The 22,075-nt window shown below is 71.1% G+C and carries 22 protein-coding genes and 1 pseudogene; 5 read left to right on the top strand and 18 right to left on the bottom strand.

The window, feature by feature from the left end:
• Nucleotides 1-46: 46 nt before the first annotated feature.
• Nucleotides 47-2,503 (bottom strand): FtsX-like permease family protein, encoded by a 2,457-nt coding sequence (locus ABT015_RS03400; protein ID WP_350876283.1) that lies wholly within the window; start codon nucleotides 2,501-2,503, stop codon nucleotides 47-49.
• Between the two features lie 681 nt (nucleotides 2,504-3,184).
• Between ABT015_RS03400 and ABT015_RS03395 the strand changes: the two genes are divergently transcribed.
• The 3 genes from ABT015_RS03395 to ABT015_RS03385 all read left to right on the top strand — a co-directional run bounded on the left by ABT015_RS03395 (nucleotide 3,185) and on the right by ABT015_RS03385 (nucleotide 5,193).
• Entirely contained in the window at nucleotides 3,185-3,709 is a 525-nt protein-coding gene (locus ABT015_RS03395; protein ID WP_350876281.1) for a MepB family protein, read from the top strand.
• A gap of 146 nt (nucleotides 3,710-3,855) precedes the next feature.
• The gene (locus ABT015_RS03390) at nucleotides 3,856-4,677 is read left to right on the top strand and encodes a lipase family protein (protein WP_350876279.1); all 822 of its coding nucleotides are present in this window, start codon (nucleotides 3,856-3,858) and stop codon (nucleotides 4,675-4,677) included.
• Between the two features lie 234 nt (nucleotides 4,678-4,911).
• Nucleotides 4,912-5,193, top strand: a complete 282-nt coding sequence (locus ABT015_RS03385) for a hypothetical protein (protein ID WP_350876277.1) — start codon at nucleotides 4,912-4,914, stop codon at nucleotides 5,191-5,193.
• Between the two features lie 1,185 nt (nucleotides 5,194-6,378).
• On the opposite strand, the gene ABT015_RS03380 is transcribed toward ABT015_RS03385, so the two are convergent.
• The 9 genes from ABT015_RS03380 to ABT015_RS03340 form a co-directional block, all read right to left on the bottom strand.
• The gene (locus ABT015_RS03380; protein ID WP_350876275.1) at nucleotides 6,379-6,564 is read right to left on the bottom strand and encodes a hypothetical protein; all 186 of its coding nucleotides are present in this window, start codon (nucleotides 6,562-6,564) and stop codon (nucleotides 6,379-6,381) included.
• Nucleotides 6,519-7,058 (bottom strand): GNAT family N-acetyltransferase, encoded by a 540-nt coding sequence (locus ABT015_RS03375; RefSeq protein WP_350876273.1) that lies wholly within the window; start codon nucleotides 7,056-7,058, stop codon nucleotides 6,519-6,521. Before ABT015_RS03375 ends, ABT015_RS03380 begins: the two co-directional genes overlap by 46 nt.
• On the bottom strand, nucleotides 7,055-7,897 hold the full coding sequence (locus ABT015_RS03370; protein WP_350876271.1) for a serine/threonine-protein kinase: 843 nt from the start codon (nucleotides 7,895-7,897) through the stop codon (nucleotides 7,055-7,057). Before ABT015_RS03370 ends, ABT015_RS03375 begins: the two co-directional genes overlap by 4 nt.
• A complete protein-coding gene (locus ABT015_RS03365; RefSeq protein WP_350876269.1) occupies nucleotides 7,861-8,517 on the bottom strand; it encodes a hypothetical protein in 657 nt (218 codons plus the stop codon). The genes ABT015_RS03370 and ABT015_RS03365 overlap by 37 nt, the downstream gene beginning before the upstream one ends.
• Nucleotides 8,514-8,924: a hypothetical protein gene (locus ABT015_RS03360; RefSeq protein ID WP_350876267.1), complete on the bottom strand. Its 411-nt coding sequence runs from the start codon at nucleotides 8,922-8,924 to the stop codon at nucleotides 8,514-8,516. Before ABT015_RS03360 ends, ABT015_RS03365 begins: the two co-directional genes overlap by 4 nt.
• 129 nt (nucleotides 8,925-9,053) lie before the next feature.
• The gene (locus ABT015_RS03355; protein WP_350876263.1) at nucleotides 9,054-9,203 is read right to left on the bottom strand and encodes a hypothetical protein; all 150 of its coding nucleotides are present in this window, start codon (nucleotides 9,201-9,203) and stop codon (nucleotides 9,054-9,056) included.
• Nucleotides 9,204-9,209: 6 nt separating this feature from the next.
• Nucleotides 9,210-9,512, bottom strand: a complete 303-nt coding sequence (locus tag ABT015_RS03350; RefSeq protein WP_350876261.1) for a hypothetical protein — start codon at nucleotides 9,510-9,512, stop codon at nucleotides 9,210-9,212.
• Nucleotides 9,509-9,679 (bottom strand): hypothetical protein, encoded by a 171-nt coding sequence (locus ABT015_RS03345; RefSeq protein ID WP_350876259.1) that lies wholly within the window; start codon nucleotides 9,677-9,679, stop codon nucleotides 9,509-9,511. Before ABT015_RS03345 ends, ABT015_RS03350 begins: the two co-directional genes overlap by 4 nt.
• 54 nt (nucleotides 9,680-9,733) lie before the next feature.
• Nucleotides 9,734-9,919 carry a hypothetical protein gene (locus tag ABT015_RS03340; RefSeq protein ID WP_350876257.1) on the bottom strand — a complete coding sequence of 62 codons (186 nt, stop codon included), beginning with the start codon at nucleotides 9,917-9,919 and terminating at the stop codon, nucleotides 9,734-9,736.
• Nucleotides 9,920-10,079: 160 nt separating this feature from the next.
• On the opposite strand from ABT015_RS03340, the gene ABT015_RS03335 reads away from it, so the two are divergent.
• Both ABT015_RS03335 and ABT015_RS03330 read left to right on the top strand, forming a co-directional pair.
• A complete protein-coding gene (locus tag ABT015_RS03335) occupies nucleotides 10,080-11,366 on the top strand; it encodes a helix-turn-helix transcriptional regulator (RefSeq protein ID WP_502897260.1) in 1,287 nt (428 codons plus the stop codon).
• 14 nt (nucleotides 11,367-11,380) lie between these two features.
• Nucleotides 11,381-11,740, top strand: coding sequence for a hypothetical protein (locus tag ABT015_RS03330; RefSeq protein ID WP_350876252.1), 360 nt, complete (start codon nucleotides 11,381-11,383; stop codon nucleotides 11,738-11,740).
• A 17-nt stretch (nucleotides 11,741-11,757) separates the two neighbouring features.
• Here ABT015_RS03330 and ABT015_RS03325 read toward each other — a convergent pair whose 3' ends face one another.
• The 8 genes and pseudogenes from ABT015_RS03325 to ABT015_RS03290 form a co-directional block, all read right to left on the bottom strand.
• Nucleotides 11,758-11,985 (bottom strand): hypothetical protein, encoded by a 228-nt coding sequence (locus tag ABT015_RS03325; protein WP_350876250.1) that lies wholly within the window; start codon nucleotides 11,983-11,985, stop codon nucleotides 11,758-11,760.
• A gap of 259 nt (nucleotides 11,986-12,244) precedes the next feature.
• Nucleotides 12,245-12,433: pseudogene (locus tag ABT015_RS03320) on the bottom strand (helix-turn-helix domain-containing protein); the annotation flags it as partial.
• A gap of 758 nt (nucleotides 12,434-13,191) precedes the next feature.
• Nucleotides 13,192-15,255, bottom strand: coding sequence for an ABC transporter ATP-binding protein (locus tag ABT015_RS03315; RefSeq protein WP_350876248.1), 2,064 nt, complete (start codon nucleotides 15,253-15,255; stop codon nucleotides 13,192-13,194).
• Nucleotides 15,256-15,274: 19 nt separating this feature from the next.
• On the bottom strand, nucleotides 15,275-16,192 hold the full coding sequence (locus ABT015_RS03310; RefSeq protein ID WP_350876246.1) for an ABC transporter permease: 918 nt from the start codon (nucleotides 16,190-16,192) through the stop codon (nucleotides 15,275-15,277).
• Nucleotides 16,192-17,136 (bottom strand): ABC transporter permease, encoded by a 945-nt coding sequence (locus ABT015_RS03305; RefSeq protein ID WP_331743615.1) that lies wholly within the window; start codon nucleotides 17,134-17,136, stop codon nucleotides 16,192-16,194. The genes ABT015_RS03310 and ABT015_RS03305 overlap by 1 nt, the downstream gene beginning before the upstream one ends.
• 46 nt (nucleotides 17,137-17,182) lie before the next feature.
• Nucleotides 17,183-19,087: an ABC transporter substrate-binding protein gene (locus tag ABT015_RS03300; protein ID WP_350876243.1), complete on the bottom strand. Its 1,905-nt coding sequence runs from the start codon at nucleotides 19,085-19,087 to the stop codon at nucleotides 17,183-17,185.
• A 708-nt stretch (nucleotides 19,088-19,795) separates the two neighbouring features.
• On the bottom strand, nucleotides 19,796-20,158 hold the full coding sequence (locus ABT015_RS03295) for a hypothetical protein (protein WP_350876241.1): 363 nt from the start codon (nucleotides 20,156-20,158) through the stop codon (nucleotides 19,796-19,798).
• A 126-nt stretch (nucleotides 20,159-20,284) separates the two neighbouring features.
• Complete coding sequence (locus ABT015_RS03290; protein ID WP_350876239.1) at nucleotides 20,285-22,039, bottom strand: FAD-binding oxidoreductase; 1,755 nt, start codon at nucleotides 22,037-22,039, stop codon at nucleotides 20,285-20,287.
• Nucleotides 22,040-22,075 lie beyond the last annotated feature (36 nt).

Genomic DNA, 22,075 nt, shown 5'->3' with positions numbered 1-22,075 from the left:
CCGGTGGTGCTCACCCGAAGGCCTCGGCCTGCCGCCAGGTGGCTCCTCACTCGTGGACGCCCGCGCTCCCGACCGCCCGCCGGCGGGTCGCCCGCACGGCCGCGCCCGCCGCGGTGGCCAGGGTGGCGAGGGCGCAGAGCGCGACGGTCTCCCCGATCCGCGCCCACGGGACCACCGTCGGCGCGTCGGCCACGAGCTCGCCCAGCGAGACGTGCTGGGTCAGCGCGGCGAGCGCGGTCGCCACGGCGGCGAGCACGGTGCCGACGGCCACCGCCACGGCCGACTCCACTGCGGCCACCCTCACGATCTGACCGCGCACCGCGCCGACGAGAGCGAGCTGGGCGAACTCCCGCCACCTCCCGGCCATCGCCATGATCAGGGTGTTGGCGACCGCGATCAGCGCGTAGACCAGCGCGATCCCCAGGATGACCACTGCGGCGTTGTCCGTCTGCTGCGCGGCATGCGCGCGCTCGGCCCCGAGGTAGGCGTCGTAGGTCACCACGTGCGCGCCGGAGCCCGCCAGCGCCTGGTTCACCGCGGCCGTCTGCTGCGGGTCGAGCGCCGCGCCGGCGCCCGCCGAGGAGTCGAGGTAGACCCGGCTCGGCATCAGCGCGCCGGTCAGCGCCGAGGACACGTACGTGTCGTCCCCGTTCAGGCCGCGCGCGACCACCGCCGCGACGACGGTCGAAACCCTCGCGCCGGTCGGCAGCAGCATGACCACGCGGTCGCCGACCGCCAGACCGTCGGACTCGGCCGCGTGCTCGTCGATGACCAGGAAGTCCTCGGGCAGCGAGGCGAGGAAGCCGGAGAGCACCGGCGGCGTGACGGTGACGCCCAGCGCCGCCGCCGGGACGGCCTTCGCGCTCAGCGAGTCGATCTGCTCACCGGCGGCGGTACCGATCCGGAGGTTCATCGAGGTGACCGGGGTGACCCTGATCCAGGGCACGGCCGCCAGGCGGGCGAGCGTCGGACCATCGATCCCCGAGCCGCCGGGCACGACCACGGCCGCCGCGCGGATCTCCTGCTGCTGCCGGGCCAGCAGCGTCGCGTCGCCGGACTCCTGCATCGTCAGCATCGCGGCGACCAGCCCGACGGCCACCACGATCGGCGCCACGGTGGCGGCCGTACGGCGCCGGGAGGTGAGGATGTTCTCCCGCACCAGCAGCGGGCCGGCCGTGGCACAGCCGCGCAGCGGGCGGAGCAGCAGCCTCGTCACCGGGCGCAGCAGGGCCGGGGCCAGCAGGGTGACCGCGCCGACGTAGAGCACCGGCACCACCTCGTACTTGCGGGCGCTGGCCGCGAGGTACGGCTCGGTACGGGAGATGGCGACCCCCGCGACGACTGCGCCGGCCAGCATCCCCACCCCCAGCAGCCAGCGGACCGGCGTCATCGCGCGGCGCTCCAGCACGCTCTCGCGCAGCACCTCGATCGGGCGGATCAGCGAGACGCGAACCAGGGTCGCGCCCGAGCCGGCCAGCGCGGCGGCGACGCCGATGACGGCGGCCACCAGCAGCGGCAGGACGGTGACGGGGATGGTGAACCACGACGGGGCCACGTGGTGGTCGAGCATCCAGGACCGCAGCGGCACGGTGCACAGCGGTGCGAGCAGGCAGCCGGCGACCGCCGCGGCCAGGCCGATCAGCAGGGCCTCCCAGAGCACCATGCGCCGCACCTGCCCGGGGGCCGCGCCCACCAGGCGCAGCAGCGCCAGTTCGCGGCGGCGCTGCTCAGCGGCGAAGGCGAAGGTCGCGGTGACGACGAACACCGCGACGCACCCGGCGAGTCCGGTCGTACTGCCCGCCATGGCCTGGGCGTTGGCCAGCGCCTGAGCGCCGCCGGTGGAGTCGGGGTCCAGCCTGGTCAGGCCGCCGCCGGTGAGGACCACGGCCTGGTCGCCCGCGAGCGCGGCCAGCTGCTTCGCGTCCTGGTCGGTGACGAGCGCGTTCACGCCAGGTGACAGGCGCTGCGCCTCGGCGGCGCTGAAGAAGACCGCGTTCTCGAACCAGAGCGCGTCGGTGACGCCGACCACCCGGTAGTGGCCTGCGCCGTCGCCCGTCGTGACGCCGGTCTGGCGTCCGACCAGTTCCCGGGGGCCACCGCTGACGACGATCTCGTCCGCGGCCTGCGGCGCGCGCCCGGTCGCCAGGCGGTAGCCGGCGAAGGCGGCCGAGGACCAGGGGTGGCCCGTCATCCCCCCGGAGCCGGAGGCGAGTTGCACGGGGAAGCTGCGGTCGGGCGTGGCGTGCCCGGTCGCGGCCGCCTTCGCGACGAGGTCGGGCGGCAGGACGGCGGGGGCCTTCATCGGGCGCCCGTCGAAGCCCTGCGGCGCCAGGACGGCCGAGGCCTCCTTGAACCGCTGCGGACCCGGATGCGGCGTACCGAAGGTGGCGGCGAGGGTCAGCGTCATCATGCCGATCATCGTGGTGCCGAGCGTGAGGGCGAGGAAGGCGCCCACGAAGCCCGCCAGGCGGTGGCGCAGGGTGGCTACGGCGATCTTCAGCACGGCTTCGTCCCATTGCCGCCGGGCTCCAGCGCGGCCGTCCGCATCCCGTGCCGCTCGACGACGCCGATGCCGCCCGCACCCGCCTCGACGACGTACGGCTGGCCCGGGGCCCGCCCCTCGCCGGGAGGACCCGGGGGGCACGGGGCCGCTGCTGGAACCTTGCTCCGGAACACACGCTCGCCTTCTCCGTGGGGGTCGGTCGGGGGCAACGGCCATCCGACGCGCCGACGCTACGGCGCCACGCGGGATCGGCACCTCCGGACCGTCCCTGATATCACCCCTGATATCGCCCCTGAGGAACCGTTCCCCTGAAGAACTCGCGCAGATCGGCGGGTGCGAGCGCCGGCGGGCGGTTGACACGCCGTCGACCCTGATGGGCGGCCGGCGGGACGTGGGACTCTGTCCCTACGTCAGCCCGTCCCCCGTACGCCGCAAGTCTGATCATGAACCCATCCCTGCGCCGTGCGGGGGACGGACCTACCCTCGCCGCCGGCCGCCGGCCCGTCCTGCGCGAGCGCCGACGTCAACCACTACCCGACCACCGGCCGGCGGCCCGCCAAGGACCTGACCTGCGGCAACCAGGGAGTTCCGTTCGGGCACACGGGCCCGCCGATCGCGGGCCTGTGCGAGGAGGGCAGCTCTGGTCCAAGGGAGCGGCAGTCCCGATGGCAGGATGACGGGATGTTGACGAACCAACCGTGGGCAGGGCTTCACGGTGACCTGCTGGCGGCGAAGGCACTGGTGTACGACCCGAGCGGTTTCGCCTGTTCGCCCCCGGTGGCCGAACCGGAGAGCGCCGAATACGCGGCTTGCCGGTTCACGATCGACGGCCGCTCGGTCCGGTTCCGGGCGGCCAAGACCACCCCGACGAAGGCGGGCCAGTTCGTCACCGTGTGGTTGCGATCCGAGGAGGGACCGATCCGGCCCTTCGACACCGACGACGGGGTGGACCTCTTCGTCATCAGCTGCCGCGACGACAACGGCTTCGGGCAGTTCGTCCTCCCACGCGAGGTGCTGTGCGAGCGCGACATCGTCTCCCGCAACGGCTCCGGCGGGAAACGGGGGTTCCGCGTCTACCCGCCATGGGTGACCACGACCAACCGGCAAGCGCGCAGCACCCAGGCCTGGCAGGTGAACCACTTCCTCCACATCAGCCGGAACGGGCCCGCCGACCTGACGCGCGCCCACACCCTCTACCACCGGTAGCCGCCCCCGTGCGCCTGCTCGGCTGTCGGGGTGACATCCGGGCGCGGCCCGCCCGGGGCGGCGGTCCGCGCTCTGGTACGACGGGTCAGATGTCCGCGCCGGCGGTGCGTCCCCCGTCCGCCGGCCGTCCCGGAGGAGAGATCGCCGTGCCCGTGCCCACCACCTTCGACCACCAGGCGAAGAACTACAGCGTCCCGCATGCCTACTGGCTGGCGAAGGCGTCCGAACTCGCCTACCAGGACGAGGCCACCATCGAACGGCAGGCCCGCGACTGGGGCTTCGACCGGGTGCGTCACCACCAGACCCGGTTCACTCCGCCGTTCCCGCTGGAGGACACCCAGGCCTACACCATGGCCAGCGACCACATGATCGTCACGGCGTTCCGCGGCACCCAGCCGGCCGAGATCCGCGACTGGCTCTCCGACTCCTCCACGCCGCCCTGGCCCGGGCCCGCCCGCACCGGCTACGTCCACTTCGGCTTCGCCGAAGCGCTGGAGTCGGTCTTCCCGGACGTCCTGGACGCCCACGCCCAGCTGCGCACCAACGGCCAGACCGTGTGGTTCACCGGCCACAGTCTCGGCGGAGCCCTGGCGATGCTGGCCGGCGCCCGGTTGTACCTGGAGGACCCGCGCCTCCAGGCCGACGGCATCATCACGTTCGGGCAGCCCCGCACCTGTGACCGGCTGCTCGCCGCCGCCTGCAACGAGGGGTTCAAGGGGCGCCTGTACCGGTTCGTCAACAACAACGACATCGTGCCCCAGCTGCCGCCGGAGCCGGCCTACACCCACGTCGAGGCGCTGAAGTACATCGACTCCTCGGGCCGGCTCCACGACTCCATGGGCCTGGTCGCCGGGCTCGCCGACCGTGCCAAGGGCCTGACCGCCGACGCGTTCGCTCCGGCCGCGGCCGGTGTGCGCGACCACGCGATGAAGCGCTACCTCGCGGCCCTGGAACAGAACCTCGCCTGACGGAGTCAGGTCCTGCGGGCGGGGCAGGCGGGAAGGGCGAGGCAGGCGCCGGTGGGTCCACGGCCGGCAGGCCGGGCCCGGCGAGCAGAGCCGGGCCGAGGGTCGAGTGAACCGATGGTACGAACAGCCTCCCCCGGTAGCGGTGCGCACACGACCGTGTGTGGATGGTGACGGGCCGCCACACCAGGGCCGTCCGATCCACCCTCACCATTCGCACCTCGAAGGGTTCCACCCATGCGTACCGCGCACCGCATCCTGGCCGTCTCCGTCCTCAGCCTCCCGCTCGTCATCGGCGCGGCGACCACCGCCTCCGCCGCCGCGCCCGACAACATCCCCACCCTCAACTTCGACAGCGGCGCGTTCGCCGTCGGCCCGAACGGCAGCGCCCTCCAGGTCACCGACGCGCAGTTCGGCCCCTGTGGCTCCTCCTTCCTCACCGGCGCCGTCGCGGTCGGCCCGGGCGGCGTCGGGGGCATCGCCACCGAGACCGGCATCAGCAACGGCGGGCAGAGCTGACCCCACCCGCACCCGCACCACGGCTGCCCCGGGAGCACCCCGCCCCGGGGCAGCCGCCCATCCGCAACCGGGACGGACCGCCCGGCGCCTGGTGCGTGGTCACCGGGCAGCCCAGGCCGAGCAGGCGGGCTGGTGCCAGGTCGTCCGGACCACCTGGCCGCCGGGCAGCCTGTGCTCGCTGTTCCAGGTCCGACAGCACCCGGCGGCAGGTCGGCGCGGACCGGACGGCACCGCGGAACCGGCGGCCTGGCGGACGGGCGCGGGCGCGAAGGCCGGCTTGCCGGGGCGGCCCCGACGGCGTCTGGTGGAGGAAGTCGTCATGCCCGCCGTTCTGCCACCCCCGGCCCCCGTCCAACCTCGCCTCACCCGAACGGATGAGCAGCCCGGGCCGTCCGTGGAGCGCTGACGCGGGCAGCAGGAAGCGGAGAGCGGCGGACCTGTGCGAGGGCGTCGAGCAGGTCCGGACGGGCATCCGACTTATCAGACAGGCACCGAACCACAGGGGCCCGACTCGAATCCCCTTCTGGCCAGGATCAACCCCGAGCACGGATCCCGGTTGAAGGCGCTACCTTGTGATCTCATCTGGGCCACGGCATGGAAGAACGCACTGCCCTTGCACCTTGTTCCCGACCTGCGGGAATGAGCTGAGGTGCAAGGGGCCACGGCCGTGCCGACGCCCACCTGATGTCAGGGCAGTCGGGTCCCCTTCGACAGCGGGAGGGGCTTCCACGGCGCGGGGGCGATGGGTCGCATGGCGGTGGCCTCTTCGATAGGGCGGACAGGATGCCCGGCTTTGAGTATCTGGTCGCGCAGCCACTTTGGGTCACACCCGTACATGGTGCCCAGGACACGGATGCCGATGCCGGTTGCGTGGCGGTGGGCGATGGCCGGCAGGGCCGCGATCACGAGGGCCCTGAGCATGGCTTGCCGGTCTTGTCGGGTGTTGGCCCACACAGCTTCTCCTGGGGTGTTACGACGGTTCCTGGCTGTCCGTGGTGCTCGGCCTGCCGGCCGTGGGCGAGTGCGAACACGGCAGCGGCGAACAGTCGACGCCTCCGGGGGCACGCCCAACCTTTTGGCGACCTCTACCCCGTGGGAGGGCCCCGTCCTGTGGCAGCGGGGGCAGCCACAGGACGGGGGCCTCGCCCGCCACTGGGGGTTGAAGGCGGCGGGGGTGCGAGATGGTCAGTGAGTGTCGAAGACCTGGACCCTGAAGCCCAGCCCCTTCTGCCAGACCTCCACCGTTCGCCGGTCGCCGACGCGGGCGTACCGGAGCGTGCCGAGGTCCGCGTCGTCCTGGGGCGTGTGGTAGTACCGGACGCCGGTCACGGCGTAGACGAGCAGGGCGAGGACGAGGACAGCGCGTTCCATGGGGTGCTCCGGTTGTGCGGGGATGGGCTTGCCGCCGATGGCGGCCGGATGGTGTAGGTGAGGAACCCGGCGTGCTCGCCGGTGGGCGTGAACCCGGCCTTCACCAGGACTCGGCCGGAGGCGGGGTTGTGCGGGTGGTGCTTGGCGCGGACCTCCGGCAGCCCCAGGTGGCCGAAGGCCAGGGCGAGGACTCTGCGCACGCCCTCCGTAGCGTGCCCCTGTCCCCAGGCGTCCGGGCGCAGGATGTAGCTGATCGCGGCGACGGGCCGCTCAAGGTGGAGTTTGACGATTCCGAGCAGGTCGCCGGCCGCGACCAGACCGAGGGTGTAGAGCGTGCGTGGCGTCGAGGCTGCGGAGGCTGTGGCGGTGCGGGTGTAGAACCGGGCTTCGGCGGCGTCCATCGGGGACCTGCCCAGGTACTTCGTCGCCTCCGCGCTGTAGATGCGCAGCAGGGCGTCGGCGTCGCCGGGGACCAGCTCCCGCAGCTCGATCACGCGTCCGCCGCTTTCACGAGCATGGTCAGCTCGGCGGCGGTCGGCCGGTCGTCGGAGGCGGCCATCAGGACGTGCCGCAGGCGGGCCTGGAGGGACGGCCAAGGCAGCCTGGTGGACAGCGGGATGGCGCGGTGGGCGATGGCCTTGCGCAGGGCATCCAGCGGCGTCCCTTTGCCGAGTCCGGCGGTCTCGTAGTCCAGCGGCCAGGTACCGGTGGTGCAGGTCCACAGGGTCCCGGCGAGGGCGTAGACGTCGGCGCTCTGCGTGGTCTCGACGGGCTGGGGGCCGTTCATGATCCGCGCGGCCAGCTCGGGGGCGGTCAGGTGGATCATCGTGCCGTCGAACGTCGACCACGGGAGGGTGCCGAGTTGCCGCGACCACGCGAAGTCCAGGAGGCGCACGCCGTCGTCGGTGTGGATGCCGTGCTGGGGCTGGAGGTCGCCGTGCACCCACCCGTCGTGGTGCAGGTCGGCCACGGAGCTGCACAGCGCGACCGCAGCGGCGAGCGCGCTGTCCTTCCCGTTGTCGTCCTTGCGGACCGGGCGGAAGACGTCCCAGGTGGACGGCCCCGACAGCCACGGGGTGACGAACCAGACCCCGCCGTCGAAGCGCCCGACGGTCACGGAGTAGTCCGGGAGCTGCTCCAGCACGGAGGCTTCGCGGGCGGTGACCTCGGCGGCCTCACCGGTGCCGAGCTTGATGCCCACCACCCCGCGCGGGCCGCTGGCCTTCCACACCGCCGAACCCCGCCGGTCGCTGATCTCCTCCAGCTCGACCGGCCCGCAGATGTCCTCCGCCGCCGTCAGCGCCGCTGCGGCATGGGAAGTGAACTCGCCCATTCTCGTACTGCCTTCCACTCGCAAGGGAGGGGCTCGAAGACGTCCCGGCCGTCGTCCACCGCCACGGACAGGGCCGTGGCGAGGTCGGGTGTGCCTTCCAGGAACTTCGGGTCCAGCGGCCGGACGCCCGCCCGCACCGGGAGGAACGAGAACGGCGGCGGCGGGATGCTCTGCCCGCGCCGGCCGGTCTCGACCGCCCCCTGGGCGAACTTGCCGAACATCACGCCGACCGGGGCGTAGAGGTTCTTCAGCGCCCAGTGCGGCCAGGCCATCAGCTCCCGGTGGTCCGCCCCCTCGCAGTGCCCGGCCAGCACCACGTTCTCGCACGCGAGGACACCGTGCGGCCGTCCCATGAGCGGGCGGACCCATTCCGCGGCCTGGACCCCGGCGTAGAACAACTCCGCTTCCACCGCGTACCGGTGGCTGCCCGGCGCGATCTCGTAGACCGTCCAGCCGGTCATCCCCCGGCGGATGGACGGCCGCAGGAACGGGCAGTGCTCGTACAGGCCGGCGAGGTAGCCGTCCACGTTCACGCCGACGGGGTTCTCCGTCCGGGCCTCGGTGAGGCGGAGCGCCCCGGCGGTCGGCAGGGACGCTCCGTCGAGTGGTGCGATGATCACAGGTACGACGCCACCGGGATCAGGTCGTCGTCGCCGCTCGGCTCGGGCGAGCAGTCCCACTCGGCCCAGACCTCGCCGGTGTCCCGGTAGTGGGCCAAGGCGGCGGTGTCGACCTTGCCGTCCGCGTCGGTGAACCAGACCTCCGGCAGGGGCCCGTACGCCTCCTCGTACGCGCCCACCCAGCAGATGAAGCCGTTGCCGTTGCTCTCGACGTGGGCCAGCTTGCGGCCGGCGTGCTGGAGGGTGAACGCCTCGTGCGCGGCGGGGTCCGCGACGAGGGTGTGCCACGCCGCGTCGATCGCGGAGGAGAACATCTGCGGCGCGGTCTCGCCCGCATCGATCCGTCGCGCGGTGATCTTGAAGAACTTGCCCAGCTCGTCCAGTTCCATGGTGGTGGCGGTGCTCACGTGCGTCTCCCATCGGGTTGGCTCTGCTCGCCCGGGTCCGGGCGGGCAGTCGTGCGTGGTGCCCCGGCCCGTCGGAGGCTTCACGACGGGCCGGGAGTTCATGGGGCTCCAGGGGACGTGGGGTGACGGTCAGAAGCGGCCGGAGGCGATGAGCGCGGTCACCACAAGCGCCAGTAGGACTATCGCGACCGTCTGGGCGATGGCGACCGGCAGCGGCGTCGGGAGCCCCCGGTCGGCCCGGTCGGCTGCCTCGCGGTACTCCTCCTGGCCGTCGTCCACGGCGGCCTACGCCGGGCGCGGGTCGAGCGCGGCCCGCAGCGCGGCGCGGCGGTGGGGCCGGCGGGCGCGGGCAATGCAGTCGTCGCAGATCGCGTGGCAGGTGCTCTGATCCTCGCCGGGGGCCTGGAGCGTGGTCCCGGCGCAGACCAGCGTCTCGCGGTGGCACACCCAGCAGGTCCCCTGCCGGTAGCCGTCGGGGCGATCCACGACCATCCCCTCGCCGGTGATCCGGATCGGCGTCGGCGGCGGGGGGCTCGCTCGGACGGGAAGCGGCGCGGTCACGCGGACGGGCAGCAGCGGGTTGCTCACTCCGCGGGCTCCAAGTCGGCCAGGAGGACCATGTCCGGGTACGTGTCGGCCGAGCTGTCCCGGTTCACCCAGGCGTAGTTGGCGAGCTTGCTGAGAGTCTCGGCGACGGTGCCCGTCCAGCCGTCCGCACGGTGCCGGACCGGGTCACCCTGGATCACACTGTTCACAGTTGCGCCTCTCCATCGGGTCGGGGCGTGCGATGTGGTGGTGCTGGTCGCGGTTCAGGCCGAGAGGTCGGCGCGGCGGGTCGTGCAGTTCGGGCAGACGCAGGTGGACCGAACGGCGTCCACCTGGAGCAGCGTCCCCACGCTCGGGGCCCGCTCGGCAGCGCTGGCCGCCCGGTAGTCGTCCAGCGGGCTCCAACCGGCGGGGAGCCGCTGTCGTTCGAACTTCGAGGGGCCGGTCACGACCTCTCGGTACTCACGCCTGGGGGCGCGTCTCTCCATCGGACGGTCCTCCTTCACTTCTCGGAAGTCGCGACATCCAGTGAACGGCCAAGGAGTTGTCGCGAACCAGAGCAGAAGATGAGCACCTGTCGGGCATAATCAACGCACTGTCCGGCCTGACCTGGGCACTTCGATCCGAGCGGAGGCCGCCGTGACGCCGAGAAGATCCCGTCTCGCGAAGCGCCGCAAGGCGCTGGGCTACAGTCAGGAGGAGTTCGCCAACGAGTTGGGAGTGGCAGTCTCCACAGTGGTCCGCTGGGAGGCCGGCAAGACCGATCCGCAGGGATACGTACATCCCAAGGTGGCAAAGCTCCTCAAGGTGACCCCTGAGGGGCTGGCGGACCTCCTCACACCAGAGGTGCTAGCCCCTGACCGTTCGGTGGTCTACACCGCTACCCCGCCTCTTGGTGATACTGACGACATGAAGCGCCGCGATGTCCTGAGTCTGCTCGCCGTGACCGGTGCGCTCATCTCCCTACCGAGCGCCGACAAGCCCTCGCCCCGCTCCAGCCTGGCCGCGTCACTGACAGAAACCGGCCCAGACCTGAACTCACACCTATGGAAGGTGTTCAGCCTCTCCGACTCCAAGCAGGTCTTGTATCCGATGGTGCGGCACCAACTGGGTCTCCTGGCCCAAGGGCTGGGGGAAAGCCAGAGCGATGATTCGCGGCAGCACCTCTGCACACTGGTGGGAGACCTGTATCAGCTCGCTGGTGAGATCTTCTTCGACGCCAACCGGTACGCCGAGGCGTCGCACTGTTACACCCTGGCAGCGAGCGCCAGCAGGGAAGCTGGCGCCTTCGACATGTGGGCCTGTGCGCTGACTCGACACGCCTTCGTGGAACTTTACGAACGTCGATTCGCTGTCGCGGCTCCGATACTGGCCGCGGCCTCCCAGATCGCCAAACGAGGAGACCCTCAACTCTCAACCCGGTACTGGGTTGCGGCGGTCCAGGCGGAGGCGCACGCAGGTCTCGGCGACCTCGATGCGACCACGCATTCGCTCAACAAGGCCGAGCAGGTACACACCCTGTCCGGGCAACATCACAACGGCGGCTGGCTTCGTTTCGACGGTTCCCGCCTTGCCGAGGAGCGCGGAACGTGCTATCTCGCACTCGGGCGCCCAGACCTGGCGGAGCAAGCACTGACAGCCGCGCTCTCCCAGCAACTCTCACTGCGCCGCCGAGGGGCAGTGCTCGCCGAGTTGGCAGCCCTGGGTGCTGAACGCCACGATCTCGACAAGGTGAGTCACTACACCCGCGCTGCTTTGGAACTGGCGGACCAAACCGGCTCGGGCTACATCGGCAAGAAGTTGCAGGGCGTAAAGAACCGCCTCGTCCCGCTCATGGCCGACGGTCGGGCTTCAACACTGCATCAGCAAATCTCGGCGCTTGACGGCGTTGTCTGACGAAGGAGTAATACATGTCGTCTGATGGACGAATCTTCCGCGAAGCGTGGATCGCGGGCGTCTCGAAGCATTACCCGGGCGAACCAAAGGCTGGGTATGTCACCCCTTGGGAAGAGACCCCCGACTGGGAGCGCGAGTGCGCCACCGCCGTATTCGGCCAGGTCCGAGACTTCATCAGCGTGAGCAACGGCAATACGTCCAAGCTCACCCGAGAGCAGAAGGGCAGGTTCGTCGCGACGTGCTGGATTGCTCAAATCCACAAGCACATCGAGAACCCCAAGCCTGGCTACGTCGCCGACTGGGTCGACCTGCCGTCCTGGCAGCAGGAGACCGACGCGGACATCTTCGAGGCGATCGAGCGCGCCCATCCCTGAACGTAGTACTTCGCCCCTCAACTCCTCGCCAAGCCGTTGAGGGGCAGGCCTGCCCTCCACTGTCTTCGACCGTTCGGGTAGGTGGAGGCCACGAGGGTGGGGCCTGGTGCCCTCTCGCCGATCTCGACGCCGTCGGCGAGCAGCTGCCGGACAGCGGCCTCGGTCTGGTGCCGGTAGGGGTGGCGCCGGGCCTCTTCGAGGTGGTGCTTCATCAGGTCCGTCTCGCCGGCGCGGGCGGCGATCACCGAGGCCCCCAGGTGCAGCTGTCCAGCGGTGATCAGCGCGGACGGGGTCTTGTCGTCGGTGCCGTCCAGGTGGCTGCGGCCGGAGGCCTGGAGACGGCGGCAGGCGTCCAGGTCGCCGAGCCGCAGGTAGGCGGTGACCCGCAGGTACTCGCGCGCGGCCCGCAGAGCTGTCGAGGGTGGTACGGATCGGCCCCATCAGCGGGACCAGCGGGTCAGCGGCCATGCCGTCACTGTACGAGGGTGGTTGGAGGTCGCCCGGCTCAACTCCCAAGACCCTGGCAACAGCTGAGACGAACTCCGGAGTCGCCGCCTTGTGTCCGGAGACGACCTTCGTCAGCAGGCTGTAGGAGACGTGCGCGAGGTCCGCCAACTGCCGGTGGCTGAAACCCCTCACGTCCTCGTATGCCGCGATGCGCTGGCCGACACTGATCTCTTCCGGTGGTGCCATGATGGTCCCCATCCCGTGCACGCCCTTGGACCCGGTATGCACGGGACCGTACCCCTCCCTCCGGTTCTCTACCGGCCTTTCGACAAGCCTTGTCGACAAGGTCAGGAAGGGCCGCGCCTCGGGCCGGTGACTGTCGGAGCCGAAGCGCTTCGTCGGGATCGCGGTCGTCGCGGGCGAATCGACGGAGCGTGTGACGTCAGCGACTCCGATAGCGTCCCTGATGTCTCGTTACGCGACACACGGCCGTGCCTTTTGGCAACACGCACCACCGGCTTCGCGCTCGGCGCGAACGGCAACGACGCGCAGCGCTGGGCGTTCTGGCCCACCGCGAACGGGCGCTGGATCATCGAGACGCTGCTGGCCGACGGCAAGGCCGCCGCCGGCCAGGGCATGGTCATGGACCACGACCCGGGCACCCACCGCGCCCACCTGATCCGGACGATGGACGGCAACGCCGACCAGCACGGGGCCTTCCACGACGCCGGAGGCGGCTGGTTCTGGATCACCAGCGACACCGACGGCGGTTGCCTGAGAACCAACAACGCCGGTGAGCAGCTGGGCAGCTGGGCATCTGGGCCTGTGACGGATCGGACCGCCAGCGCTGGCGGCTCGACAGCATCCAGAACGGGCCCACCCTCGGCCGCTCGGAAACAGCCCGGTGGCCTCCACCCCGCTCTCGGGGTGGAGGCCACCGCCACGGACCCATCACCGACGGCCTCGGCGGCCCGCTCGCGGAGGGGCGCGGCCGGAGGGGCGGTTCAGCGGGTCGGGGCGGGCCGCAGGGGGAAGTGGCAGGCGGCCAGGTGGTCGTCGGGGCCGAAGGCGGTCAGCGGGGGCTCGACCTCCGCGCAGATCTGCTGCGCCGCCGCGCAGCGGGTGCGGAAGCGGCAGCCGGACGGCGGGTCGATCGCGGACGGGAGTTCGCCGGCGACGCCGCGGCTGCTCTTGGCCTTCTCCACCACCGGGTCGGCCACGGGAATGGTGTCCAGCAGGCCGCGGGTGTAGTGGTGCACCGGCCGGGCGTACACCGACGGCGCGGGGCCGATCTCCACCAGCTTGCCCAGGTACATCACGCCGATTCGGTCGGACAGGTACCGGACCACGGACAGGTCGTGCGAGATGAACAGGTACGACAGTCCGAGTTCGCCCTGAAGGTCGCTCATCAGGTTGAGCACCTGCGACTGGATCGACACGTCCAGGGCCGAGACGGGCTCGTCCGCGACGATGAGCTTGGGGCGCAGGGCCAGCGCGCGGGCCAGTCCGATGCGCTGGCGCTGGCCGCCGGAGAACTCGTGCGGGTAGCGGTCCAGGGCGGTGAGCGGAAGGCCGACCAGGTCGAAGATCTGCCTGATCCGCCGGTCGCGCTCGGCCTGGCCGTCGATCCGGTGGATGTCCAGCGGCTCGCGCATGATCGACTGGACGGGCATCCGGGGGTTCATCGCCGCGTAGGAGTCCTGGAACATGAGCTGGACGTCCCGGCGCAGTCGGCGCCGCTCGGCCCGTGGCACCAGCGCCAGGTCCCGGCCCTCGAACACCAGGCTGCCGCTGGTGGGCCGCTCCAGGCCGACGATGAGCTTGCCGACGGTGGTCTTGCCGCAGCCGGACTCGCCGACCAGGCCGAGCGTCTCTCCCCGGCGGACCGTCAGGGAGATGTCGGCCACGGCGCTGACCGCGCCCACGGCCCGGCGCAGGATCAGGCCGCTGGTCACCGCGTACTCCTTGACCAGGCTGTCGATGCGCAGCAGCGGCTCGGCCGGTGCGTCCTCGGGCGCCGCGGGGGCTCGTACCGCCGCCGGGGCCCGTACTGCCGTCGCCGGGGGCGGTGTCACGGCTGGCGGGAGGCGGCCCGGCTCGGCCTCGCCGACCGGGAAGTAGCAGGCGTAGCGGTGTTCCGGGGTCTCCCCGGACAGCGGCGGCTCCTGCGCGTGGCACTGCTCGGTGGCGTAGCGGCAGCGTGCGGCGAACCGGCAGCCGGGCGGCGGGGTGGTCAGGTCCGGCGGCAGGCCGGGGATCGAGTAGAGCCGGCCGCCGGACTCGGCGAAACGTTCCGGCAGCGATTCGAACAGCGCCTCGGTGTACGGGTGGCGGGGGTTGGTGTAGAGCTCCTCGGTTCCGGTGGTCTCGACGACCTTCCCGGCGTACATGACGGCGATCCGGTCGGCCCGTCCGGCGATGACGCCGAGGTCGTGGGTGACCAGGATGACGGCCATGCCGAGCTGCTGCTTGAGGTGGTCGATGAGTTCGAGGATCTGCTTCTGGACGGTGACGTCGAGGGCGGTGGTCGGCTCGTCGGCGATGAGCAGTTTGGGCTCGTTGGCCAGGGCCATGGCGATCATGGCCCGTTGGCGCATCCCGCCGGACAGTTCGTGCGGGTAGACCAGGGCCCGCTGGGCCGGGCTGGGCATCCCCACCAGGGACAGCACCTCGACGGCGCGCTCGTGCGCCTCCTTCCGGGAGACCCGGCGGTGGATGCGCACGGACTCGGAGATCTGCCGGCCGATGGTCATCGTCGGGTTGAGCGAGGTGGTCGGGTCCTGGAAGATCATCCCGATGTCGTTGCCGCGCACCCGGTCCATCTTCTCGGGGCCGAGCGCGAGCAGGTCGTGGCCGTCGAGCAGGACCCGGCCGTCGACGACGCTGCCGCCGTTCGGCAGCAGCTGCATGATCGACATGGCGGTCATGGTCTTGCCGCAGCCCGACTCGCCGACGATGCCGAGGGTCTCGCCGACGTCCACCGCGAGGTCGACGCCGTCCAGGGCGTGCACCACCGAGCGCTTCAGCCGGATCTCGGTGCGCAGGCCGGTCACTTCGAGGAGCGCCACTGCTGATCCTCCGTCGGGTTCACCGCTTCTGCAGCCGGGTTTCGAAGGCGTCGCGCAGGGCGTCGCCGATCACGTTGAAGCACAGGATGATCAGGATGATCACGGCGGCGGGCGGATAGATCATCCACCAGCAGCCCTGGCCGGCGAAGGTGGTGCCGACGTCGAGCATGCCGCCCAGGTCGTTGTTGGGGGCCTGGAGGCCCAGGCCGATGTAGCTGAGCGTGGACAGGGCGAAGACCGCGTCGGCGATCGAGAACGTGGTGTTGACGATCGTCGTCCCGATGGTGTTGGGCAGGATGTGCTTCAGCACGATCCGCCGGCCGCCCGCGCCCATCATCCGGGACGCGGACACGTACTCGCGGACCTTGATGGCCAGGGCCTCGCCGCGGACCAGGCGGGTGATGCCGAACCAGGAGGTCAGGCCGACCTCCAGGATCAGCATGGCTTTGCTCTTCCCGTAGACGCTGCTGAGGTAGATCAGCAGGAAGATCAGCGGGAAGGACATGAAGGAGTCGATCACCCGCATCATCAGCGCGTCGATCCAGCCGCCCAGGTAGCCCGCGACGGCGCCGTAGAGCGCGCCGAGGACGGCGGCGATCAGACCGGCGGCGAGGCCGATCTCCAGGCTGGTCTGCCCGCCGACCATCACCTTGCCGAGCTCGTCGATGCCGTCGTTGTCCGTGCCGAGCGGGTGCCCGGCGCCCGGCGGCAGGGTGACGGCGGAGAGGTTCACCACCGAGGTGTCGGCGTGGTAGAACAGCGGGCCGAGGAAGCAGAAGGCGATGATCGCGACCAGGACGGCGACGGCGACCAGGGCCAGCCTGTTCTCGGCGAAGACCTCCGCGCCGCGCCGGAGCATCGAGCGGGGCCGCCCGGCCGGCTCCCCGCCCGGCTCGGAGGCGGGCCGGCCTTCCGTGGTACCGGTTGTCAGGGCCATCAGGTGAGCCTCACTCGTGGGTCCAGCACGGCGTAGCCGAGGTCGGCCAGCAGCGAGCCGATCACGGTCGTCACCGCGGTGAGCAGGGTGGCCGCCAGGGTGATGCCGTAGTCGTTCTGCAGCGCGGCACGGGTGGTCAGCAGGCCGATGCCCTGGATGTTGAAGACGTACTCGACGATCAGCGCGCCGCCGACCAGCGCGGGCAGCGAGAGGCCGACCAGGGTGACCATCGGGATCAGGGCGTTGCGCAGCACGTGGCCGTACAGGGTGCGGCGCCGGGAGGCGCCCTTGGCCTGGGCGGACCGTACGTAGTCCTGGGTGATCTGGTCCAGCACCCCGGAGCGCATGTAGCGGCTGTAGCCGGCCACGGTGGTGACGGTCAGGGTCAGGACGGGCAGGCAGACGGCCCCGGGGTGGGTGAGCGCGTCGCCGAAGGTGGCCACCTGGTCCTGCACCGAGACCCAGTGCAGGTCGTCCTCGAACCACTGCTGGATCAGGAAGCCGATGAAGAACGTCGGCACGCCGTAGGCGACGAAGGAGAACACCGTGAAGGCGTGGTCCAGCACGCTGTTGCGGCGGGTGGCCTGGAGCAGGCCCGCCGGCACCGCGATCAGCAGCGCGAGCAGCAGCGAGGCGCCGACGATGTAGGCGGAGGCGCCGAGGGCGTTGAACAGCAGGTCGGAGATCGGGCGCTGCTGGATGTAGTCGAAGCCCAGGTTGCCGTGCAGCAGGCCGTCCAGCCAGGTCCAGTACTGCACGTAGACGGGGCGGTCCAGACCCATCTGCTGGGTCAGGTGGGCGATGTTGGCCGGGGTGGCGTGGGAGCCGAGGATCGCTCGGACCGGGCCGCCCGGCATGAGCTGCATCAGGCCGAAGGAGATGACGGTGACCATCAGCACCGTCAGGAGGGCCTGGAACAGCCGTCGGATGAGGTAGGCCGTCACCGCCGCCCCCCGAGGGGGGCGGCGGCGACGCCGTTACGGATGGCCGTCATTTCGTGTAGTACCAGTACTCCGGCTCGTAGCCCTGGAAGGGGTCACCGGCGTCGAGGTGCAGCTTCTTGGTGACCTCGCTGATCGCGAGCGTGTTGGGGGTGTAGATGACCGGCTGGACGCCCGCGATGTAGTCCTCGTAGGCGTACAGGTCGTTGACGTCGCTGCCGGTGGTGGTCTTGACGATCAGCTGGTCCAGCTTCGGGTCGGAGAAGCTCCAGACGTTCGGCCCGGCTCCGGTGGCGAACAGCGCGTCGCCGGTCGGGTAGTAGTCGGGGGCGTAGACCCAGCCGCCGTAGAGCAGGCCCTGCCACTGGCAGCCGGCCGGCTGGGCGGCGCTGCAGGCCACGCCCTCGTTGCCGATGGTGTTCTGGGTCTGGCTGACCATGGTGATGCCGATGCCCGCCTTGGCCGCGTCCGAGCGCATGTCCGCCGCCATGGTGTCCAGCGCGGCCTGGCCCGAGGGGTAGTCGAGCGTGAACGCGGCCTTGGTGCCCGCCGCGATGCCGGCGCCGCACTGGTTCGGGCCGGTGCCCGGGTCGGTGCAGGTGGCCGGGACGCTGTCGGTGTTCCAGCCGTGGCTGCTCAGCAGCTGTTTGGCGGCCGCCGGGTCGTAGGTCGCGCGCTCGGACTGGCTCTTGGGGGAGAGCGGGTTGCCGGCCGGGAGGCTGGGCACGGCGCCGGTGCTCGGGTAGCCCCAACCCTTCCAGATGCCGTTGATGATGCCCTGCTGGTCCACGGTGTCCTGGACGGCCTTGGTGAAGTAGGGCTGCTTGAACAGCGGTCCCACAGCCGGGTTGGCGAAGTTGATCTGGTAGTACGAGATCTCGTCCAGGTAGGTCGGGGCCGGGATGTAGTAGCCCGCGCTGCTCAACGGGTTGCCCGCGTCCGGGTTCTTGGCGTTGAAGGTCGGGGAGTTCTCGGCCGGCAGGTAGCCGACGTCGATGGCGTTGGCGCCGCCGCTGCCGGCCTTCAGGTCCGCGTACTCGGTGGTGGCCGAGGTGTAGGGGACGAAGTCCACCTCGTCGAGGTGCGGCTTCTGCGGGCCCGAGTAGGCGGTGTTCGGCACGATCCCGTACGCGCCGGAGGTGCCGTTGTAGTTCTTGAGCTTCCACGGGCCGTCGACCACCGACCACAGCGGGCTGCCCGCGAAGTCGCCGCCCTTGGTCGACTGCGCGCTGAGGTAGGCGTAGTCGGCCGCGCAGTCCTTCGCGGCGGCGTCCGAACCGAACGCGTCGCTCGCGCAACTGCCCTTCTGCCCCTGGCCGGTGAGGTCCCAGGCGAGCGGCATCGGGGTGATCTGGCTGAGCTCGTCGTCGGTGAACCAGGTCTGGTTGACCGGGGTGTTGAGGGTCAGCGTCAGGGTCTGTCCCGAGGCGGTCGCCGAAGCCACGTTGTCCGGGAAGTACTTGGCGCCGATCGCCGGGTTCGGCGGGGTGTAGTAGCCGCTGTTGGACGACTCGGCCTTGGCCATGTTGATCCAGAACAGCACGTCCTGGGCGTTGACGTCCTCGCCGTTGGACCACTTCCACGGCTTGACCTGGACGGTGACGGTATTGCCGTCCGCGCTCCAGGTGGGCGCCTCGCCGAGGGACACCTCCGGGTCGAGGGTGACCTTGTCGTTCAGGCCCCAGTAGTACAGGGGGCGGTAGAACAGCTGCTGGAACTGGCTGGTGTTCACCGTGCTGACCTGGGACGGGGAGTCGAACGGCCAGATGGCGTCCGGGAAGGTGGAGGGCGCCTCGGCGACCCGCACCACACCCCCCTGCACCGCCGCTCCGGCCGGACCCGGGTTGCCGCTGCCGCCGCCCCCACCACCGCCACTGCAGGCCGCGGCGGTTGCCACCACCGTGACCAGCGCCACCACCTGCGCGAATCTGCGCGCTCCTGCGGACTTCGTCATCCTTGACTTGCCCCTCTCCCCCACGTGAACACCACGAGTTCTTTCCTTGCGCGATCCGACGGTTCGCCGACGCGGGCATGGCGATGCCGCGGTCGGGCAAGGTGAGCGGCTTTCCCGACGGCGGGAAGGCACCGGCGTCCGCGGGCTTCAGCCGCTTGCCGCGTGCTGGCCCTGCCCCGTTCGGTGCTAATAGTTAGACCGATTTTTCGAACAGAGAGAAGCCTTGGGGACGACTCGTGTTCGTCAAGTTTCCATCAAGGAAAGGATCTTGAGGCCACGTCACGTGGTTCCGACAGAGGAACCGGCCGGAGTTCCCCGGGCGGCCCGGCGCTGCCGGTCTCGACCCGGGCCCGGGAGGTGGCCCGTACCGCACAGGACGCCCACCAGGAGGACGCCGCCGTCGACGGCACCGTCTTCGCCACCGCCGCCCCCTCCGGCGGCGCCGAGGTCGGCTTCCACCTGCCACCCGCACCGGAGGGCTGGACGGATGACACTGAGCCGGATTCCCAGGGCCCTGACGGGCCCTGGGTGGCGGTAGGCGTGCCACCAGTGCGATCAGCTGGAAAACGGGCGCCCCGTGGCGGTTCGGGCGAACCCGGAACCGCCACGGGGCGGGTCGTGCCGGTCGTCACCGGACCGGCACGGTCCCCGGCCTGTGCGTCCGGGGCGACCCGGGCGGCCGGAGAGGTGTGCTCAGGAGAGGTGTGCTCAGTTGAAGACCAGGAGGTCGGTGCGCATCGGCAGCGCACTGCCCCAGCCGATGTTGATCTTGAACGTCACCAGTCCGTTGCCGGGGGCGATGCTCGACACCTGGAAGGGCGCCGCGCCGACGAACCGGTTCCCGTTGCTGTCGATCTCGGAGGCCGTGATGACGACCGTCGAGTCGATCCCGATGACGTTCCAGGCGATCTGGAGGTTGAACGTCCCGTTCCCCGGGGTCCACGTCCACCACCCCCGCCACACGGCGCCGACGTTGCCGCCGATCGCCGCGAGGCCCTGGTCCCGGTCGGCGGGCTGCGAACTGCTCGCGATCCGCGGCACCTCGATGGAGGAAGATTCGGCTGCGGCCATGACGGCTCCCCTCGCGCCGGGAGAGCCCCCTTAGGCTCCCCGAATACTTTGAGTGTCCGGCAATGTGCACAGCGTCACAATCACTCGTGCGAGTGAACCCCCGGCGCGCCTCCCCCGGGACTTTCGTTACGGCCTCTGGTCGGGCGGTTCGATGGCGAGGGCGTGCCGGAAGATGTTGCGCGGGTCCCAGCGGGCCTTGATCTGCTGCAGGCGGGGGTAGTTGTCCTTGTAGTACAGGGTGTGCCACGGGGTACCGGAGGTGTTCCACGCCGGGTCGGCGAGGTCGGTGTCCGCGTAGTTGATGTAGGAGCCGTCACTGACCTCGCCGGGGACGGGGACGCCTCCGGTGTCGCGGTACACATCGCGGTAGAAGCCGCGGACCCAGGACAGGCGGGCCGCGTCGTCCGACTCGTCGGCCCAGACGGTGTAGTAGACGGCCTTCATGACCGAGTCGCGCTGGGCGACGGCGGTGGCGTACGGGGGCACCGCGTTGACCTGGCCGCCGTAGCCGACGAGGAGCAGGCCGCACTCCGCACCGCCCGTGCCGTCCGTCAGGTACCGGTAGGCGGTGGCGAGCTGGGGGTCGGTGAGGGAGCGGCGCAGGTAGCCGGCCTTGTCCTTGTAGCGCCGGGTGATCGAGTTGCCGGCCTCGCCGGTCCCCGGCCAGGTGCTGGTGGGCAGCCAGGGCATGGTGCCCCGGAGGGTGGCGGGTTCGGTGGCACCCACGTCGGCGGTCACCGCGCGCACGAAGTCGGTGAGCACCGCGTCGGAACCCGGAACGCCCGCGTCGATCTGCACGACCAGCTCAAGGGTGCCGGACTTGCGGTGTCCGGCGATGAGGACGGCGTACAGGTTCGCCGCGGGGGTGCCCGGTTCGCTGTTGCGCTCGTGCCAGGCGCCGTAGTTGCGCAGCAGGGTGGTGAACGCCCGTTCCGTCATCTTCTCGTCCCAGGTCCAGGCGACCAGGCATCTCCGCAGCTCGCCCGGGGCGCGCGGCAGGAGTGCGGCGGGGTCGCCGTGGGTGCGGGTGCCGGGGCCGAAGGCGTCGGGGTCGGGGTCGGGGGTGTCGGGGCCGGGGGCGTCGGGGGTGTCGCGGGAGCGGAGCCAGTAACGGGTCACGACGCCGAAGTTGCCACCACCGCCGCCGGTGTGGGCCCACCACAGGTCGTGGTTCGGATCGTCCGGGTCCCGGGTGGCGACCACCACCCGGACGGTCCCGTCCCGGTCGGCCACCACCACCTCCACGGCGTGCAGGTAGTCCACGACCGAGCCGTAGGCGCGGGACAGCGGACCGTACCCGCCGCCGGCCAGATGCCCGCCCGCGCCCACCTCCGGGCAGCCGCCGGCCGGGATCGTCACGCCCCAGCCCTTGAACAGGGTCCGGTACACGCGCCCGAGGGTCGCCCCCGGCTGCACCGCGAAGGCACCCATCGCGGGGTCGAAGCCGACGGCGTCCATGGGAGAGAGGTCCAGCAGGAGCTGCACCGCCGGGTCGCCGGTGAAGTTCTCGAAGCAGTGGCCGCCACTGCGCACGGCGATCCGGCGCCCGGAGCGGACGGCGTCGGCGACGGCCCGCACCACCTGCCCGGTGGAGCCGGCCAGGCGGATCTCCTCCGGCCGGCCGACGAAACGGTAGTTGTCGCCCCGCAGCAGGCTGTCGTAGCGGGAGTCATCGGGGCGGACCGTGACCGGCCCGAACGGCCGCTCCTGCGGCCCGCCCCCACCTCCCGCCGGACCACCTTCCGCCGGACCCGGGTCTTGGCGGCCCGCCGCCTCGGCGGGCCCGACGGCCAGGCCGGCGACCGCACCGCCGACCGCCACCGCACCGGCCCGGGCGAGCAGGTGGCGACGCCCCAGCCGTTCGTCTGCCGACCCGTCCATCTCTTCCTCCGTTCACCACGACCATCCGTCAGCGCA

The sequence above is a fragment of the Kitasatospora sp. NPDC094016 genome (assembly GCF_040304045.1).
GTDB lineage: Bacteria > Actinomycetota > Actinomycetes > Streptomycetales > Streptomycetaceae > Kitasatospora.
This window is presented reverse-complemented; position numbering and strand designations above follow the sequence as displayed.